Genomic DNA, 18299 nt, shown 5'->3' with positions numbered 1-18299 from the left:
GAATTATTTAGGATTGTTATAGGATGTTGTTTATGCAGAAAGTAAGAGTTTAACTCATGATGCGTTTCTAATATGTAAACGTTGTTCACATAGGTTTAATAATGCTTCTGTAAAAGGACGGCGTTCTAAGAATTGGGTGCTGATGTGAATATGTCGTACTAGTGTTAAGGTGACGTAGGATTCAATTGAGATTTTGAATTCCTTGCTTGTAAGCTGAATAAATCTTTCAGTTAGGGCAGTTTCCCAATCGTGTAATGCTTCTGAATTACCAAGGATGCGAAGGCTGTATTCTTTAATATGACCAATGAAGTTACCGATATCAATGGCTGGATTACCTTCACAATATAAATCAAGGTCGATGAGATACAAACGAGAACCATTAATAATAACTTGATCAGGATAAAAATCTCGATGGATACCACAGTATTTTAGTTCTGAAGTATTTTGTCCTAAATGTTTAGATGCTGCTAATATTTGTTCTAAGCGTTTTTTCCAGTCTGGATATTGTTGCATCACCAATGGAATCCTTTCGTTCAAGATTCGCAGTTCGTCTGACATGGTATGAGAACGGCTAGGAGGAATGTTAGTTTGATGAAGTTTATGGGCAACTTCAGCAATTCGTTTTGCTAGGAAAATGGTGTTGGTTTGAGTTAAAAATTGAGTTGCGATCGCTCCTTGAACTTTTCGCTGCAACCACATCTGCCATTCGGGGATTATTCCCACAGGTTGCGGTATTGAAATTCCATCAGCACTATCATCTGCAAATCCTTTTTGCCACAAGGATTTTTGTAATTCATAACTATTAAAATCTGTTCCTTTAGCTCGGATTTTTCCAATTAGTGTAATAGTTTGCCCGTAATTATTCAGCAATTCATATTCAATCAAACAACGCCGCCCTGGTTTGTGGCGAATAACTTGAATTTTTTGCAGTTGAGCATTTTCAACGATTGGCAAGTACTGAGTGAACCGTTGTTTTACTTCCAATGGATCAATGGCTGCTGACAAAAATGGCATTTTAGGATCAGTGACACTGTTAAAGCGATCGCTGACGAAAACAGTCATATTTTTCGCCTCTAAATATTAACTGGGTGTAAATCTCAAAACACCTATCCTCTCTCCGCTTCTGCGTGAGAAAATCAACTTGTAAATATGCAGCACCATAGGGTTATGTCATCAAATGATTTGACTTTTCCTCAGTTCGGATTGCAGTCTGCATTTGATACAATGCCGCATAGCGACCATTGTGTTGCATTAATTCCTGATGAGTGCCTTGTTCTAGCACCTGCCCATTTTCTATGTAAAGAATTATATCTGCGCGGGTTGCAAGATACAAATCGTGAGTAATTAAGAAGGTGGTGCGGTTTTGCGAGAGGCGTTGTAGAGCATCAACGATCGCTTTCTCGTTGCCTTGATCTAACCCAGTTGTGGGTTCATCTAAAATCAAAATTGGAGCTTGACGAATAGCAGCGCGAGCGATCGCAATTCGCTGGCGTTGTCCACCTGAAAGGGTTGCGCCTCGTTCTCCCACAAGTGTGTTGTATCCTTGGGGTAAAGCTTGGATGAAATCATCAGCATTAGCTAGACGAGTGGCTGCTTCAATTTCCGCATCCGACACGCCGGCAATACCGTAGGCAATGTTTTCTCGAATGGTAGCGGCAAATAAGAGGCTGTCTTGCAAAACTACACTAATTTGTGGGCGTAATGATTCCAATGTGTACTCGCGGATATCCCGCCCATCAATCATGACTTTACCCATCGTCGGGTCATAAAGTCGTAATAATAGACTTACTAAAGTAGATTTACCACCACCCGATGTACCAACGATCGCTACTTGCTGCCCTGGTTGAATCGTTAAATTGATATCTTCGAGCAGAACTTGTCCTGGTTCATAGGCAAAGTGAACATGATCAAAACAAACCTTACCTCGGAAAATTGGAGCCGGTATCGCATCCGGCAAATCTCGGACATCAGGTTGCTGTGATAATATATCTAAAATTCGCTCACCAGAGGCAGCAGCTTTAGCAAGTCTTCCGGTGTACTTAGCAAAGTTCTGAACAGGCTTAAAGGCATTTTTGAGATAGGTGAGAAATACCAGCACATCACCCGGTGTCAGAGCATTTCGCAATGCCAACCAGGAGCCGTACCATAAAACAATTGCTGTTCCAAGTGCAATTACAACATCAACGGTTCGTTCGAGATGAGCAGCAAGGCGTTGGGTTCTTACGCTCTCCTTGAGGCTATGGTGATTTTGTTGAGAAAAAACTCGCGCAAAGGCATCTTGTAGTGAAAGAGCTTTGACTAATTTAATTGCTGCAATTGACTCAGCAGCCGTCGCCGCCACAGCTCCTTCTTGTTTCCGTTGCTTTAATGAGGACTCTCGAATTCGCTGACTCAGCCGATTTGTGACTAATACAAACAACGGTAGGGTAAGTAGTGCAAGTAGGGTGAGGCTGCTATTTATCCAAAACATCACGCCAATCATGCCAAACAGCGTCAGAATGCTCACTACCAGAGGTAATGCTGCCGTAATCATAATTTCTTGCAGACGGCTAGCATCGCTACTTACACGAATAATTAAATCGCCGCTACGAGCTTTGGTGTGGTAACTCAAGGATAAATCTTGAAGATGACAATACAGATGATTACGCACCTCAGTCATCACTCGGCTACCTACTGTTGCTAGTCCAACGGTACTCCAATAGGCGGCAAGTGCGCGTAATCCTGTAATGGCAAGGACTGTAACTGCTGAAAATGTCAGTAATGTAACTGGTTCCAGGCGATCAATTAATGGGATATTGGTAGGCCGATCGCCTGGAATCAAAACGTAATCAAAAACAAACTTTAGGGGCCAAGGTTCCAGCACCCGTAGTCCGACATCCGCAACCAGAGCGATCGCAGAAATTAAAAGTAATCCATACTGTTTCTGAATGTAAGGCCAGAAATAACGTAGTACTCCCCATAAACCGGGAATAACTTTTTTCTGTGGCTTTGAACGTCCCATTTATCGTCTTACCTCCACTTGGAATTGAGGCGGAGTATTTAATCCAGCTATATGCAAAATCTGTTGGGCGATCGCTTCCCAAGTGTGATGTTCCATGACCGTTTTCCGCGCCGCTTGCCCCAAAGAATGGCGCAAATCAGGCGCTCGCCATAATTTTTCTAATGCCTCTGCTAAGGCGATCGCATCACCTGGTGGGCAAAGAATCCCATTCATCCCTGTGTCAATTAACTCAAGCAATTGCCCAATACCACTAACAACTACTGGTAAACCAGCCGCCATATATTCATAAACTTTCAACGGTGAGAAGTAAAAATCGGATTCAGCCGGATAGGGGGCAACAGCAACATCCATTGCTGATAATAATTTCGGAATTTCATTAGGATTCACCGCTCCGGTGAATTTAGCATGAGAGTGTAATCCTCGTGCCAATAATTCGGCTTCGAGATTTTCCCGTTCGGGGCCATCGCCAACAATCAAAAGTTTGACATTGGGAACTTGTTGATGCAGTTGAGCAAAAGCTGCTGTGAGAATTGGCAATCCATGCCACGGTTTCAATGTGCCGACAAATCCAACTGTAAAGGTTTCTGGTTGTGTTGAAAATTCACGATCAAAAGTAGGGAAGCGATCGGGATTTACACCATTTGGGATGACATGAACTTTGCTACTTTTGACATAATTCATTAAGTAAGTTTTCACTTCAGATGAAACCGCAATTAGTGCTGTAGCCGCTTGGAAAACCCGATTGGCAACCTGTTGGGCGCTGTGGCAATCAATCAAGCCGCGATGTTTTGCCTGTTCTGCAATCAGAGGTGAATTGACCTCTAATAATCCGGGAATTCCCATTGCTTGGGCCAATTCCATTGCGCTATAACTCCAAAGAGAGTAACGCTCATAAATTAAGTCAAATGGGCCAAACCTCTCCAAAGCTGAACGTAAATCGGGATTAATTGATAAGGCAATTTGCTCTCGCACAGCGCGTTCTAGTTTTGGGATGGCTGGAAGTTCATGAACTGAAACATTAGTTAAATCTGCGGGTGGCTTTCCACCAATGCGAGTAGCAAACAAATCAACTTGAATATTTTGCCGTTGCAATGCTCGAATTACTTCTTGGACATGAATAGAGCATCCTTTTTGCCCAAATACAGGAATTCCTGGATCGGCACAGATATAGGCAATTCGCACGCTCTACACCTCCTGAACTACTTTTAAAGTCATGGCAGCATTCGGTTCAGCCGCATGGAATATTGCTCGTAATGCTGCGCTATTGCGATGAATGTCAAACTCAGATTCAATTAATTGTCTGGCTTGGGTTGATAATTTGACTCGCAAGGCTGGATTGGTAAGGAGTTGTTGAAGTGCGATCGCTAATTGTTCGGCATCATGTTGTGGGACAATTAATCCAGTCTGGCGATCGCGCACTAATTCAGGAATTCCAGTTACATCTGTACTTACACAGGGTGTTCCCAATGCCATCGCTTCGAGTAAAACTGTCGGCAGACCATCCCGGTTGCCATCTTGTCCGATAATATATGGAGCTGCAAACACAGCAGCTTGCTGCATCAAGTAAAATACATCATTTTGAGGACGTGGCCCGATAATTTCCACAATAGATTGCAGCCCTAAATTTTGGATTTTTTGTTGCAATATAGGTTCTAATGATCCTGTTCCCACAATTTGACATTGGAAATCACAATTTATTCGCTTCAGAATCGCACAAGCATCTATTAAAATAGATAGCCCTTTCTTCTCAATTAATCGGCTGACTGAAATAATCAATGGAGGACGATCAGCCGGGGAAGAATATTGTAATTGTCGTAAATCTAAGCCATTGTAAATGCGTTGAACTCGCTTTGCAGCTGCACCATAAGTTTTTTGCAAATAATTGAGGTTATAGTCACTAACAGTCACGACAGTGGCAGCATCTTTAAGCTTGCGTTGCATATCTTCGAATTCAACACTTTCATGAAAGATGTCTTTAGCATGAGCGGTGAAGGTGTAGGGAATGCCCGTAAAGTGAGATGCTAACCGAGCTACACTGGTTGCAACAGTACCAAAGTGAGCGTGAAAATGGGTGATTCCTTTGAGTCGCGCTTCCCGTGCTAACCATGCAGCTTGGTAAACGGTGCTAGCTTGTTCACCTTGAGCATAAGCCAACTTTGGCCAAAAATCTGGGATAACTTTACTGGCTTCTTGTAATTCTGCCCAAAAATAGCTTGCTGCTGTGGGAGTAAGACTATTTAGGGATTCACTCATTCGACCTTGAATTGGTTTGCGAATGTAGTTAACGGTAGCACGTACCTGGGAAATAATATTTTGAAAGTGAGTGTCACACGGTGGCCTCAAAGCAAAAATTTCAATATCTAAACCAGCTGCTTCATGAGCCAAAATTTCATTAACGACGAAGGTTTCAGAATAGCGAGGATAACGTTTGAGAATGTAACCAATACGGATTGACATGATTCGTAATTCGTAATTAAGAAGGTTCTTTTTTAGGCTCTCCAATCTCCTTTCAAGAAGCTTGTTGTGATGAATGATGAGCAGACGTGAGTATTTCGTTTACGAATTGAGGAATGCGGGTAAGTCCATCAAGATCGATACAACTACGGGCTTGTGACGGCTCACCTTCTTGCATTAACCAATCTGTCAATGCTTGAGGTTTCAAATCATGTGGGTGCAGCATATCAACTAAACTAAGTGCCTGTAAGCGTTCGGCCCGGATCAACTGCTCTCGACGGGGCTTGATTCGGGGTACAATGAGCGATCGCTTTTGAAATGACAGCAATTCGCAAGTTGTGTTGTAACCACCCATAGCAATGACGCGTTCAGCCTGATTCAACAACAACGTTGGTTCAGCTAAATATTTCAAAACCTGCAAATTAGAACGTTTAGCAGCATACTTCTGAAGCTGTTGCTGTACCTCTCGCGGCATGAACGGCCCTGTCAAGATGATCCCACTCATCCCTGGTGGTAGTTCAGCAAGAGCAAATATTTCTGCCAGACGCGCTCCATCTTGTCCGCCTCCCACCAAGCACAACACTAATCGTTCAGATGGCAGATTCAATGATTTCAATGCCTGAACGCTATCCATATCTACGAATTTGAGGCGGTGACGCTGGTCAAGATAGCCAGTGTAGCGTAATTTGGCTAAAGTCTTTGCATTGAAGCGATATTCCTGTGCTAGGTCATAAATGGCTGGATCACCATACACCCAAACCGCATCATAGTAGGTTTGAATAGCCTCTTCATTAGCTATTCTTTTCCAATCTCGATGCACCGATGTGGGGTCATCTAACACATCCCGTAAACCTAAAATGCAGTGCGTTTTTCCTTGGGTACGTAAATAATTTAGTGTTGGTTCTAGCTCTCTCACCGCTCCTCGCGGTACATTATCCACAATCAGAATATCGGGTTTAAAGGTTTTGATGGTGGTAAGAATAACTTGCGATCGCAGTGTAATAATTTCCTGCAATGATAAATCCAATCTACGTGCCTGATATTGCCCATCAATATTTTTGTGCAGAGCAGGTAAAGTCAAACAATCAACTCCTGGTAGTGTTATTACATTGCTGGCATCCTGTATTCCACTAATCATCAAAACATCAATTTCTAAATCTGAACATCCTAAAGTTTGAGCAATCAACAAATTACGGCGCTTATGTCCCAGTCCCATTGTGTCGTGCGAATATAAAGCAATGCGCCATTTACGAGGATTTCTAGATAAACTACTAACTTCTGAAGACGCTAAATTAGTCGGCATTCGTGCTATTTCTTTAACGGGGGGTAAAAAGTTTTTCATCTGTACTCCTGACCAAGTTTTTATCTGGTGGCTGACGACTTGCAAATTTAATTAGCACTTTTATTCACAGGTACTTTTTTAAATGTTTAGTTAGTTTTCTAAATTAAAAAATATTCTGAGTCTTCATGGTTATTTTGTAATTAAATGCAGATATTTACCCAAGCTTAATAATATTGCCCTTTGTAAAAATCAAATTTAGAGCATGGATTTCAAATTAAGTTATCGTTTTATTAACAAGACTTAAAAGCTACTTAATAACTTATCAATTTTTCATGAAAAATGCATGAAATATTGATGAAAATTCTCTCATCAAAAACTAATTAATATATGGGAAAACTTAATTTTAAGATTTAAAGACTGATAGAAAGGGTCGATAGTCCAAATTTTATTCAGGTAAATAACCTTGTTTTAAATCCAAATAGCTATGTAAATACTTTCACTATTTGAGCAACAAAATTACCTTTGGCAGATGAATAACAAATTCAATTAACATTACTTTTTGGCAAACAAAATATGAATTTAAACTATCTCAAATAAGGATGACTAAAAATGAGCAGTGTGGTAAAGCGTTTTTGCGATCGCTTGTCTGTTTTCAAAGTATCTCCGTTACTTTTAGTTTGGCAGCAAGTGTTTGGAGAAGCACGCACCCGAATTTTGCTCTGGTATTTGCTGATTTTAGGAATAACGTTTCTCATTTCCATCCCGATATTTCGCTATCAACTCTACCAGCGTATTAATCAGCGTGTTCGTCAAGATATAGAAGTAAATATGATGGCTTTCAAGGCGTTGATTAAGGGCGAAAAGTTTGTTACAAAAAATAGACTCACAACTGATGACTCAGAAGAAATATTGAACGAGTCAAAACAATTTAACTCCTTACTATCTGGAGAAGAAAAAATTACTGCTCCAGCTTCTGTGGAAGATTTAATCAAGCTTTTTAAAGCTTATTTGTTGTATCGGCGGGCAGAAGATGAATCTTACTTTATCACTTTTATAGATGGTGAATTTTATAAATCTAGTCCTAGCAAACGTCCTAAGCTTTTAGCCAGAGACTCATTACTAATGAGACGGTGGGCAAAACAGACCCAACCAGAACAGGGAGAACAAGAATTTTTTGCCCCTGATGCTAGTAATATCCTTTACATGGTGGAACCCATTACTATTAATGGACAAACACGGGGAGTCTTTGTTGTTGCCTACAATACCACCGGGGAAAGGACAGAAGCTCTAAAAGCAGTCGCTGTAATTATTGAAGTTTTCAGCTTAGTGTTTGTAGTGTCGTTAATCCTTACCTGGTTAGCTGCGGGGCGGATACTGGCTCCTCTGCGGACAATTCTGACTACGGCTCATGCTATCAGTGAGTCAGATTTAACTCAGCGTTTGCCTGCGCGAGGTAATGGAGAACTGGCAGAATTGGCAAAGACATTCAATGAAATGATGGACAGACTAGAAGCAGCCTTTGCCAGCCAACGTGAATTTGTCAACGATGCTGGACACGAACTGAAAACTCCCATCACTATTGTTCGCGGACACCTAGAACTGATGGGAGATGATCCCCAAGAACAACAGGAAACCGTGGCACTAGTCATTGGAGAACTAGACCGGATGAGTCGTTTGGTCGATGATATGATTCTGCTGGCAAAAGCAGAACGCGCAGACTTTTTACAGGTAGCAACAGTAAATGTGGCAGAGTTAACCAAAGAATTATTTGTTAAAGCTCAAGCACTGGCAGAGAGGGACTGGCAACTAGACTCTGTAGCCAAAGGTCAGATTGTTGTTGACCGGCAAAGAATTACCGAAGCCGTGATGAATCTAGCCCAAAATGCTACTCAGCATACTAGGGAGAGTGATACTATTTCCATAGGTTCAGCGATCGCCAAAGGAAAGGTGCGCTTCTGGATACGCGATACAGGCGAAGGCATTCCACTGGTTGATCAAAAACGAATTTTTGAACGCTTTGCCCGATCTTCCAAAAGTCGCCGTCGTTCAGAGGGTGCTGGACTTGGGCTTTCTATAGTGAGAGCGATCGCAGAGGCTCACTTTGGACAAGTATTACTCCGTAGTCAGTTAGGAACAGGTTCGATGTTTACCATTGTTTTACCCCTCGATCCCCCCAAAAAATGAGTATCTATGCCCAACATTCTCATCGTTGAAGATGAACCCCGGATTGCCTCATTTATTCAAAAAGGGTTGCGATCGCAAGGGTTCACAACAACAATTCTGACAGATGGGTTGTATGTGCTAGATGTGATGCAAAGTGGAACCTTTGACTTGTTAATTCTGGATTTAGGGTTGCCTGGAAAAGACGGATTTCAAGTACTTGAAGAACTGCGTGGACAGGGAGAAGACATACCTGTGATTATCCTCTCTGCTAGAAGTGATATTCACGACAAGGTTGCTGGGCTAGAAGGAGGTGCAGATGATTATGTTACCAAACCCTTCCGATTTGAAGAACTGTTGGCGCGGGTAAGGTTACGGTTGCGAAGTACTAGACCTATCAGAGATGCCCAAGAGTTTGTCCTCAAAGCTGGTAATATGGAGCTTAATTTGCGAACTCGACAGGTGAAAATAGGCGATCGCTTAATAGAGCTACCTGCTCGTGAATTTGCTATGGCAGAAATGTTTTGCCGCCATCCGGGGCAAGTCATCAGTCGAGAACAACTCCTCGATTACGTTTGGGGTTACGACTACAACCCAGGTTCTAATATTGTCGATGTCTATGTCGGTTATCTCCGTAAAAAACTAGGCAGCAAACTGATTGAGACAGTTAGAGGCATGGGTTATCGCTTGCGAACGTAGTAATGAGTGCTGTTAGCGGTAGCGGGGCGTTTAGCCAGTGCTGAGTGCTGAGTAAAAAATTCTCCCCCTTGTCCCAATACGCTTTTTTCTCCCCCTGCTCCCCCTGCCTCCCCTGCTCCCCCTGCCCTCTGCCCCCTGCCCCCTGCCCCCTCCCCCCTACTGGAACGCATTCAAGTTCATCAAGGTCGTGATTGATTATGAAACAGCATCACAACTTCGATGATCTGGCTTTTGGTCGATCAAATAGCTCTTTGCAATCAAATAACTCCAGTCCAAACACAAGCAATTCTAGATACTGGTTCAGCCATCTCAAAGTTGGTCAAAAGATTGGCATTGGATATGCATTAATTGTAAGCATTGCTGTACTGGGAACTAGCATTGGGTTTCTGATTGCAGATTATTACCAGCGACAAGCACAGAAGCGCGAAGAAGCGGCGATTGAAGAGTTATATCAGATGTACCAACTCAAAACCAGTGTGTTTCGTGTTCGTACCAACCAACACAAGCTGATTTTGTACATGGATCAACCAAAAAGATGGCAAGAACAATATAATTTGTTACTTAACTATGTTGAGCAAGCTAGACAAGTTTGGTTTGAGTTCAAAACTAACTACAGTATTGAGAACCTCACCATATATGATTCTGTAATTGAACAAGAAGCTGTTCATCGCTTGTTGCAGACCCATAAAGGCTTTGATACTTACTTACAGCGCACAGAGGTTCTGTTTAACGATCGCAATCCCAGTAAATTATCACCAAACGAAATTAGGACAGCACAAACTCAACTGTTCAATTTCATGCATAGCTCATCAATTTTTATGATTGATGATTTTCTCGATGACATCACAAACCTTGTTGAAGTCATCGCCGAGGAATATCAGCAAGCAAATTGGGAACTGCGAAGGGCAGAGAAATTACGTCTAAATATTATTTTAGGCAGCCTGTTAGTGTCGATTGCGATCGCCACATTATTAGCAATTTTCACTAGTCAGGCCATTGCCCGTCCTATTCAAGCAGTCACCCATGTTGCTCAACAGGTTACAGAGGAATCTAATTTTGATTTACAAGCACCCGTAACGACTAATGATGAAGTTGGGATCTTGGCTAATTCGCTCAATCGTTTAATTTTGGAAGTTCAGCAACTTATCACAGTCCAAAATGATGCTAACGAACAGCTAGAAGTATACAACCAAGTACTAGAAGAGAAAGTACGCGAACGAACACGGGAGTTAAATGAGAAAAATCTCAGCTTAAAGATGGCATTAGAGGAATTGCAACGTACTCAAGTTCAACTTGGAGAAACTGAGGAAAATGGCGATCAAAGCTGAAAAATAAATCTTTTGACCCGGAAATAGCCTAGATGTCACCCCAAATAGTCAATTAATCCCCAGTGGGGCAACACTATATTTCACCAGAAATCCTTGCTAAAAAGCTATTGGTTAATTTATCGCTACACAATAGCCATACGCAACTGCTAATTGCTATTGTCAAAATTCTAAGCAGTGAATTATCAAACTAGACCCCATAGGCTCCCGTTTTTTTGTTAGTATTCAAAAAAACCTATTGACACATTTTCAGATCAATTGTTTGTGATTTGTAAGTAAATGTAAACAATTGTTCCAAAAGAAAAAAAGCACCTGAGGTTTAATGACTGATTATTTCCAAGGAAATTTCCCATTACAATCCGTCCCACTGACGAAGAGTGTGGTCAAGAGCCACGCCCATACTGAAGAGGAGAGCGGAAAATTAGCTGCAACGATAGCAGAAGCTGGATTAGACCGCAAAGCAGGTGAGATTATATTGCTAAAAGTAGCAGAGGTCTCTTACCTAGCGGATTACTTTGTGATGATGACTGGCTATTCTAGGGTACAAGTCAGAGCGATCGCTCAAGCAATTGAAGGAAAAGTCGAAACTGAGTTGCAACGTCGTCCCATAAGGACAGAAGGAAAAGTTGAGGGGAGTTGGGTATTACAAGACTACGGTGATGTGATCGTTCACATTATGATGCCCAAAGAACGGGAGTTTTATAATTTAGAAGCGTTCTGGATTCATGCAGAACGTATTTCCCTTCCAGAATCTGATGAGGGTGAAGGTAAGCCAACATGATTAGGTCTTCGGTTTCAAATTGCCCAGTTCCCATAGACCAACAACCGCTCAATGAGTACGAAGAGTTAAAAACTTCCTGGTTGTTTCGTGATAGCACTTTAGATTTGCGCGAATATATCACGAAAATAGCTTGGATTTGGAGTTTATCTTGGCTGATCGCAGCACCTGTGGCAGCAGCAAGTTTTCCTCCCCACAAGTATATTGCACATTTTATTCTTTGTGGTGCAGCAGCAGCCAGTGTCGGGGTCGTACTGGCACTGGTAAGATTATACTTAGGCTGGTTCTACGTGTGCGATCGCCTTGGCAGTCCCACAGTATTTTATGAAGAGTCAGGCTGGTACGACGGCCAAACTTGGACAAAACCACAGGAAATCCTTAACCGCGATCGCTTAATTGTTGCATACGAAATCAAACCCATCTTGCGGCGATTGCAATTTACCTTCGCTGGCTTGGCGGGAATGTACGTTACTGGTACGATAGTTTGGCATTTGTTTTAAAGAGTCATTGGTCATTGGTGATTAGTCACTAGTCATTAGCTAAGGACTAATTACCAATGACCAATGACTAAATTAATTAAAAAAAGGTGATAAATATAAACCCATGACAATGGGAAAACGAACTCAAGCCACAGCACTGGAAGTCCGGTTGCTGCGGGAAGGTATTATTGAATCCAGGCATATAGTCCAGGCTGTAGTATGCGACGATCGGGGACGGGTTCTAACCGTTGCCGGCAATTCTGAAACTGCTGCATTTATCCGTTCAGCCCTCAAACCATTTCAGGCACTCGCAGTCACCACCACAGGTACACTGGAACGCTATGACCTCAGCGATCGCGACTTAGCAATTATGACAAGTTCCCATAAAGGAACAATAGATCAAGTCCGACAGGTATTTAACATCCTTTGGCGAGCTGATCTTGACCCGACTATACTCCAGTGTCCAACTCCTGAAGGTAAGCACAGTCCTCTGGAATACAATTGCTCTGGAAAACATGCGGGAATGTTAGCTGTTTGTCAGCAACGCCGTTGGCCCTTGAATAACTACTTGGATCGCAAGCACCCAGTACAGCAATTGATTTTGGGCAAAGTAGCAGAGTTGCTGCGAATGCCAGCCGCAGAATTTATCTGCGCTCATGATGACTGTGGCGCACCAACTTATTTGATGCAACTAGGACACATGGCATCTTTATATGCGCTGCTAGCCTCTAGTACCAATCTGGATATGGAGCGCATCGTCCGGGCTATGACTCATCACCCCGCGATGGTAGCAGGAGATGGAGAATTTGATACGGAACTAATGCGTTTAACTCCAGGGGAACTGGTTAGTAAAAGTGGTGCCGAAGGAGTTCAGTGCATTGGTAGACTTGGTGAAGGCTTGGGATTAGCGATCAAAGTTATGGATGGGACAAAACGGGCAAAACACGCTGTTGCGATTCACCTACTCAAGCAAATGGGTTGGATTAGTCCTAGCGCCGCCGAAAGCCTTTGTGAAAAGTTTGCCACCTTGGGAAAATACACGCGTTTAGAAGTAATTGGAGAATTATCGTTTTTGTAGTTGCCAAACTCTTGACTATAGGTTATTATAAATAAGTCGAGAGCAACGCGGGATAGAGCAGCCTGGTAGCTCGTCGGGCTCATAACCCGAAGGTCAGTGGTTCAAATCCACTTCCCGCCACCAAATAAAAAACAAAAACCCTACAATCAGTGAAGATTGCAGGGTTTTTGTTTTGTTTTGATCTATTCTGGAAGAAATAGCCATCTAAAAGGCGCGGAGAATCATGGTTGTGAAGTTGCAGCGACCAATTTTAGTGGGAGGATTGGGACTGTCCTTTTCTCTGTGGATGTTGGACAGTTGGCACGATTCGATAGTGCAGGTGGGTGAGTTTGGTTTGTTGAGTGCCTTAGCTGTAGGCGGTGGTTTGTGGTTATTCCAGCAAAATCGCCCGAAAGACAGTTTAAAGCAGCTAGATGATATGCTCGTAGATCGGGCGACTGTGGAAAGTGCGATCGCTAAAACTGAAACTGTAATTAACCAACTGGCACAAGAATCAGAAAACCATCCGGCGTTACAGACACTGCGAGAACAAATTACCCAATTGTTGTTGGAATTAGACAGACAAGAAATTAAAGTTGCTGTGACTGGCGGTAAATCGGTAGGTAAAAGCACCTTAATTCAAGCTTTAAAGCAAATAGAGACACAAAATTTGGTGTCTTTAGAAGAGACAACACCTTTATTTAGAGAAACGGGTAACAATTCAGATGCTGCGGTTTTAGCAGAAGTTGCAAAATCAGATTTTGTTCTATTTCTGACAAACGGTGATTTGACAGACTCAGAATTTCAAACCCTACAGCAGCTAAAAGCAGCAAATCAGCCGACAATCCTGGTTTTCAACAAACAAGACCAGTATTTAGCCGATGAAAGCGCCAGCATCTTGCTGTCATTGAAACAGCGAATGCAGGGAAATGTAGTTGCAACAGCCGCCTCTCCCATAGCCATCAAAGTCCGAAAGCATGAGGCTGATGGTGCTGTGCAAGAGTGGATGGAACAACCAACAGCAGATATCCAGCAGTTAACTCAGCATTTGGGTGAAGTTTTTGCACAGCAAAGACAGCGCCTGGTTTGGGTAACTACCATGAGGAAAGCCGGGTTGTTGAAAGCTGAGGCGAAAAACTGGCTGAATGGAACCAGACGCGATCGCGCCACCCCAATTATTGAACAATATCAATGGATAGCTGCGGCTGCTGCCTTTGCTAACCCAGTTCCAGCCCTTGATATTCTAGCGACTGCGGCAATTAATGCTCAAATGGTAATGGATTTGGGTAAAATCTATCAGCAGAAATTTTCCTTGGAACAGGCGCAAACCCTAGCTGGAACAATGGGAAGTTTGATGCTGAAACTAGGTTTAGTTGAACTTTCTACCAAGGCGATTAGTACAGTTCTCAAAAGTAATGCCGTTACCTTTGTTGCTGGTGGGGTAGTGCAGGGAGTAAGTGCAGCTTATCTGACTAGAGTTGCAGGGTTAAGTCTAGTTGAGTATTTCCAACAGCAAGAAATAGCCATAGATTCTGGAACTGGTTTGAATTTGGAGAATTTGCGGCAAACATTGCAAAAAGTATTTCAGCAAAATCAGCAGATTGGTTTTTTGCAGGGATTTGTTAAGCAAGGCGTGAAGCGTTTGTTGCCAGAAGTGCAGCAGGTTGAAGTAGTTGGTGTTGAGAAGTTCATGGGTTAAGTTCATCTGGAGGCGCAGAGTTTTTCTTTGCGCCTTTATATAAACCTGTGATTGTATAAATTACCAATTTATGCAAGTAGACATTACTAAATATCCAGTTGATGAGAATGGTATAGTATAATTAATTATTAATATAAGTAAGTAGAAAGTGATAATTTTTAGCTTATGCAAATCACGAAAGCAACAACTGGCGCTGGACTTCCTCATGGAATTGGACACTCTAATTCTTGGAAATATTTTTCTACAAGTAATTCTTCGGGAACTATTAATCGTGAAAAGTACGTATATTATTCAGTGTCAAGCAAGTATGCGTCTTTTAGTTTTGAAGAAAGAAGAACGAAAGCTTTACAGGAACAGCAAAAGCTAAAAAAATACAAAAAACTAATAAAAGTCGTAAAAATCTCTAACTGTAAATGACCTATTGCTTAAAAAGCATCTAAATCATTGAAAGCTGCTATTCATTACTAAATCACAGATGTTGTCTAATATTTCAGCATTTATTAGTAGTTTTCTAACATAATTATATTTTTATTAAAAAATGCGCGATCGCCCTTATATTTTCTCCTTTTTTGGTGATTCAGGTTTCTAGATTTAGGTTTTGAAACCAGCGATTTTAACATTGTTTATGTCAAAGACATCTTCTTACAATTCATGCCACTAAAATTTACCCAAGCCTATTTTAGGCTTGGGTATATCTAATAATTATTGCGAAAGTTGGGAGTTACCAAAGAATTGTGAATAAGGGTAGTTAGCTAAACAGCGCCACTGTTTCTATTAAATAGAATAGTTATAGTTTTGAAAATTAGCTTTAAATCGTACACCAAACTCCAATTTTTTTGATACTGCAAATCTAGGCGAATTACATCTTCAAAACTACGGACTGTAGACCGCCCATTGACTTGCCATTCGCCAGTCATACCAGGCTTCACATCTAAACGTTGCCACTCTGGTACTTCATAACGTTCCACTTCATCGGGTGTGGGTGGTCGAGTGCCTACTAAACTCATTTCTCCTTTGAGGACGTTCCAAAATTGCGGTAATTCATCAAGACTAGTTCGCCGTAAAAAGCGCCCTACCTTGGTAATTCTGGGATCATTCTCATTTTTGAAAAATGCACCTTGTACTTGGTTTTTTACTTGGGATTTCCTTGCTTCTGCATCCACACACATGGAACGGAATTTCCAAATCTCAAACCGCTTTCCCATCCAGCCACAACGGGTTTGACTAAAGAAAATGGGGCCAGGATCATTAATTTGAATAGCGATCGCAATTGGAATAAACAAAACTCCTGTAATTAATAAACCAACCACAGACCCGACAATATCTAAGAACCGTTTCATCCAAGATGCTACTGAAGGGTGAGTAGTGGGTAATGGCTCTACTTTACGAGAAGTTGTCTTCCGATGATCAACTAAGTCTTCTGGTTCTATTAGCAACCCATCATCAACCGACTCTAAGGGAAAAACCTGATCCAATCCCGTGAGTTTTAAGACTGCCATGACTTGAGGTGTTACATTCCGCAGTGTTAATGTAATTCCTTTAGTCTGGGCATATTTAAAATTACTGACGAGGGCACCTAAACCACTACTATCCATAAAAGTAGTTTGGTGAAAGTCAATGATGATCTGTTTAGGATGTGAATTGGGCTGAATTAAGCTTTGGCAGGTTTGCTTAAAGTCTAAAGCCTCCAGCACGCTCAACCGCGCGGGCACCTGCATTATAGCCGTGTCGTTTAGGGAATTAACTGGAAAATCGGCCTCTGTCGGTTGGCTAGTCATGAAGCTCTGCACTTTCGTTGCCATAAGAAATATCTGATACGTTTGGGAACTCCGTCTGTTTAGAGCGGAGCGGAAAAACGAACGGGCGATTTTAACCGCCTTGCCGCTATACTGGTTGCTATGTAGCGGCAAGCATTATGCTTTTGACTCAAACCAATCGGCTCGATTTGAGTCCAGCAGAGTCTGACATTTTGAAACAGCTTTGCCACTTGAGCAAAAATATGTTCAATGTGGGGCTGTATAACGTGCGTCAGTACTTCTTTCAAGAGCGTCGCTATCTGCGCTATGAGGGCAATTACCACCATGCAAAGGGTAATGAAAACTATGGAATGCTTGCAACTGATATTGCCCAGCAAACCCTGAAAATTGTTGACCGTTCGTTCGGTTCGTTCTTCAAGTTGCTTCAGATGAAACAACGGGGAGAATACACGGCTCAGGTCAGTATGCCGCATTACTTGCCCAAAGACGGGCATTTCCTGCTGGTTATTCCAGTCAGAGAGCGTGATTTGACAATGCGACTGCCTAAGAAAAACTGGCTGTTCACCGTGCCTTCGTCTCGCGCCTTTCGACGTGAGCATGGCGAGGTGAGCTTTGAGATTCCAGAGATGCTTAGAGGCAAAACCATTAAAGAGATTCGTATCCGTCCCAAACTGGGTGCGCGATTCTTTGATGTGTCTTATGTCTATGAGGCTGTGCCAGAACCGCAGGTTGAACAGAATGGAGAAATGCTTGGCATCGACTTTGGTTTGGAGAACTTGGCTACTTGTGTCAGTAGCACAGACAAATCGTTCATCATCGACGGCAGAAGGTTGAAGTCGCTCAACCAGTGGTACAACAAGGAGAATGCTCGTTTGCAGTCTGAAAAGGACAGGCATTGCATCAAAGGTTTGACACATCGCCAAGCTGCGCTCCTTGATAACCGTAACCACAGGGTTAACGACTACCTGAATAAAGCGGCTCGGTACATCGTCAATTGGTGTCGAGACAACCGCATTAGCAAAATTGTTGTGGGTTACAACCCTGACCTCAAGCAAAGGGTCAATTTGGGCAAACGCAACAATCAAAACTTTATGCAAATCCCGATATACACGCTGAATCGCAAGCTGCAAAGCCTCTGTGAGCGTTACGGGATTGCAGTGGCGCAACAGGAGGAATCTTACACAAGCATTGCCTCGTTTCTGGATGGTGACACTGTGCCTGTCTGGAACGCTGACAACCCAGCCAAATATATGTTTAGCGGCAAACGTATCAAGCGCGGCTTGTACCGTACCGCTCATGGATGGTTGGTCAACGCTGATTGCAATGGGGCTGGCAATATTCTGGTCAAGCATCTTAAAAGTAGCCTGGATGAACTTCGGTTCGGACTGGGTAGGAGCGTTTTGGCAGCGCCGTTAAGGGTGAAAATCTCTTAAGAATCTCTGTCTCTTTAGAGCAGGGAGTGTCAAGTATAATGTAATCTGCCAAACATTATTTTGTCCTAAAAAATTACTTCACCTTATATCGCAATCGGTAGTAATCAGGACTAATTACTATTTACCGAGGCTGAGATTGGAGATCGCTAGCGACGATTCACAATAGAACAAGAAG

Annotated in this window: 15 protein-coding genes, 1 tRNA gene and 1 pseudogene; 11 read left to right on the top strand and 6 right to left on the bottom strand. The window is 42.4% G+C overall.

Annotation, left to right across the window (positions count from 1 at the left end; translation table 11 throughout):
- Positions 1 to 54 precede the first annotated feature (54 nt).
- The 5 genes from ACFFRD_RS30765 to ACFFRD_RS30745 all read right to left on the bottom strand — a co-directional run bounded on the left by ACFFRD_RS30765 (position 55) and on the right by ACFFRD_RS30745 (position 6797).
- Complete coding sequence (locus ACFFRD_RS30765; protein ID WP_193945752.1) at positions 55 to 1062, bottom strand: phosphotransferase family protein; 1008 nt, start codon at positions 1060 to 1062, stop codon at positions 55 to 57.
- Between the two features lie 103 nt (positions 1063 to 1165).
- Positions 1166 to 3001, bottom strand: coding sequence for an ABC transporter ATP-binding protein (locus ACFFRD_RS30760; RefSeq protein WP_392479552.1), 1836 nt, complete (start codon positions 2999 to 3001; stop codon positions 1166 to 1168).
- On the bottom strand, positions 3002 to 4183 hold the full coding sequence (locus ACFFRD_RS30755) for a glycosyltransferase family 4 protein (RefSeq protein ID WP_392479551.1): 1182 nt from the start codon (positions 4181 to 4183) through the stop codon (positions 3002 to 3004). It lies immediately after the preceding gene.
- Positions 4184 to 4186: 3 nt separating this feature from the next.
- Positions 4187 to 5458: a glycosyltransferase gene (locus ACFFRD_RS30750; protein ID WP_392479549.1), complete on the bottom strand. Its 1272-nt coding sequence runs from the start codon at positions 5456 to 5458 to the stop codon at positions 4187 to 4189.
- 52 nt (positions 5459 to 5510) lie between these two features.
- Positions 5511 to 6797, bottom strand: a complete 1287-nt coding sequence (locus ACFFRD_RS30745; protein WP_392479548.1) for a glycosyltransferase family protein — start codon at positions 6795 to 6797, stop codon at positions 5511 to 5513.
- A gap of 549 nt (positions 6798 to 7346) precedes the next feature.
- On the opposite strand from ACFFRD_RS30745, the gene ACFFRD_RS30740 reads away from it, so the two are divergent.
- The 10 genes and pseudogenes from ACFFRD_RS30740 to ACFFRD_RS30695 all read left to right on the top strand — a co-directional run.
- A complete protein-coding gene (locus ACFFRD_RS30740) occupies positions 7347 to 8921 on the top strand; it encodes a sensor histidine kinase (protein WP_392479547.1) in 1575 nt (524 codons plus the stop codon).
- Positions 8922 to 8927: 6 nt separating this feature from the next.
- Positions 8928 to 9596: a response regulator transcription factor gene (locus tag ACFFRD_RS30735; protein ID WP_392479544.1), complete on the top strand. Its 669-nt coding sequence runs from the start codon at positions 8928 to 8930 to the stop codon at positions 9594 to 9596.
- Between the two features lie 197 nt (positions 9597 to 9793).
- Entirely contained in the window at positions 9794 to 10924 is a 1131-nt protein-coding gene (locus tag ACFFRD_RS30730; RefSeq protein ID WP_392479542.1) for a HAMP domain-containing protein, read from the top strand.
- Positions 10925 to 11243: 319 nt separating this feature from the next.
- Positions 11244 to 11702: a ribosome silencing factor gene (gene rsfS, locus ACFFRD_RS30725; protein WP_114085021.1), complete on the top strand. Its 459-nt coding sequence runs from the start codon at positions 11244 to 11246 to the stop codon at positions 11700 to 11702.
- Positions 11699 to 12199, top strand: coding sequence for a CGLD27 family protein (locus tag ACFFRD_RS30720; protein WP_114085022.1), 501 nt, complete (start codon positions 11699 to 11701; stop codon positions 12197 to 12199). Before rsfS ends, ACFFRD_RS30720 begins: the two co-directional genes overlap by 4 nt.
- Before the next feature lie 103 nt (positions 12200 to 12302).
- A complete protein-coding gene (locus ACFFRD_RS30715; RefSeq protein WP_114085023.1) occupies positions 12303 to 13256 on the top strand; it encodes an asparaginase in 954 nt (317 codons plus the stop codon).
- Positions 13257 to 13302: 46 nt separating this feature from the next.
- Positions 13303 to 13379, top strand: a tRNA-Met gene (locus tag ACFFRD_RS30710).
- A gap of 100 nt (positions 13380 to 13479) precedes the next feature.
- On the top strand, positions 13480 to 14934 hold the full coding sequence (locus ACFFRD_RS30705; protein ID WP_392479540.1) for a YcjF family protein: 1455 nt from the start codon (positions 13480 to 13482) through the stop codon (positions 14932 to 14934).
- A 165-nt stretch (positions 14935 to 15099) separates the two neighbouring features.
- The gene (locus ACFFRD_RS30700; RefSeq protein ID WP_392479538.1) at positions 15100 to 15351 is read left to right on the top strand and encodes a hypothetical protein; all 252 of its coding nucleotides are present in this window, start codon (positions 15100 to 15102) and stop codon (positions 15349 to 15351) included.
- 121 nt (positions 15352 to 15472) lie between these two features.
- Positions 15473 to 15588: pseudogene (locus ACFFRD_RS30695) on the top strand (modification methylase NmeDIP); the annotation flags it as partial.
- A gap of 98 nt (positions 15589 to 15686) precedes the next feature.
- Here ACFFRD_RS30695 and ACFFRD_RS30690 read toward each other — a convergent pair.
- Entirely contained in the window at positions 15687 to 16736 is a 1050-nt protein-coding gene (locus ACFFRD_RS30690) for an anti-sigma factor antagonist (RefSeq protein ID WP_392479536.1), read from the bottom strand.
- A 113-nt stretch (positions 16737 to 16849) separates the two neighbouring features.
- On the opposite strand from ACFFRD_RS30690, the gene ACFFRD_RS30685 reads away from it, so the two are divergent.
- Complete coding sequence (locus ACFFRD_RS30685) at positions 16850 to 18124, top strand: RNA-guided endonuclease InsQ/TnpB family protein (RefSeq protein WP_392479534.1); 1275 nt, start codon at positions 16850 to 16852, stop codon at positions 18122 to 18124.
- Positions 18125 to 18299: the final 175 nt, after the last annotated feature.

This window comes from Nostoc sp. C110 (genome assembly GCF_043099725.1).
Taxonomy (GTDB): Bacteria; Cyanobacteriota; Cyanobacteriia; order Cyanobacteriales; family Nostocaceae; genus Nostoc; species Nostoc muscorum_A.
This window is presented reverse-complemented; position numbering and strand designations above follow the sequence as displayed.

What these genes read in the sequence shown, in the direction of transcription:
- ACFFRD_RS30765 (WP_193945752.1), bottom strand. Translation starts at nt 1,062, where the DNA reads ATGACTGTTTTCGTCAGCGATCGCTTTAACAGTGTCACTGATCCTAAA.
- ACFFRD_RS30760 (WP_392479552.1), bottom strand. Translation starts at nt 3,001, where the DNA reads ATGGGACGTTCAAAGCCACAGAAAAAAGTTATTCCCGGTTTATGGGGA.
- ACFFRD_RS30750 (WP_392479549.1), bottom strand. Translation starts at nt 5,458, where the DNA reads ATGTCAATCCGTATTGGTTACATTCTCAAACGTTATCCTCGCTATTCT.
- ACFFRD_RS30745 (WP_392479548.1), bottom strand. Translation starts at nt 6,797, where the DNA reads ATGAAAAACTTTTTACCCCCCGTTAAAGAAATAGCACGAATGCCGACT.
- ACFFRD_RS30740 (WP_392479547.1), top strand. Translation starts at nt 7,347, where the DNA reads ATGAGCAGTGTGGTAAAGCGTTTTTGCGATCGCTTGTCTGTTTTCAAA.
- ACFFRD_RS30735 (WP_392479544.1), top strand. Translation starts at nt 8,928, where the DNA reads ATGCCCAACATTCTCATCGTTGAAGATGAACCCCGGATTGCCTCATTT.
- ACFFRD_RS30730 (WP_392479542.1), top strand. Translation starts at nt 9,794, where the DNA reads ATGAAACAGCATCACAACTTCGATGATCTGGCTTTTGGTCGATCAAAT.
- rsfS (WP_114085021.1), top strand. Translation starts at nt 11,244, where the DNA reads ATGACTGATTATTTCCAAGGAAATTTCCCATTACAATCCGTCCCACTG.
- ACFFRD_RS30720 (WP_114085022.1), top strand. Translation starts at nt 11,699, where the DNA reads ATGATTAGGTCTTCGGTTTCAAATTGCCCAGTTCCCATAGACCAACAA.
- ACFFRD_RS30715 (WP_114085023.1), top strand. Translation starts at nt 12,303, where the DNA reads ATGACAATGGGAAAACGAACTCAAGCCACAGCACTGGAAGTCCGGTTG.
- ACFFRD_RS30705 (WP_392479540.1), top strand. Translation starts at nt 13,480, where the DNA reads ATGGTTGTGAAGTTGCAGCGACCAATTTTAGTGGGAGGATTGGGACTG.
- ACFFRD_RS30700 (WP_392479538.1), top strand. Translation starts at nt 15,100, where the DNA reads ATGCAAATCACGAAAGCAACAACTGGCGCTGGACTTCCTCATGGAATT.
- ACFFRD_RS30690 (WP_392479536.1), bottom strand. Translation starts at nt 16,736, where the DNA reads ATGGCAACGAAAGTGCAGAGCTTCATGACTAGCCAACCGACAGAGGCC.
- ACFFRD_RS30685 (WP_392479534.1), top strand. Translation starts at nt 16,850, where the DNA reads ATGCTTTTGACTCAAACCAATCGGCTCGATTTGAGTCCAGCAGAGTCT.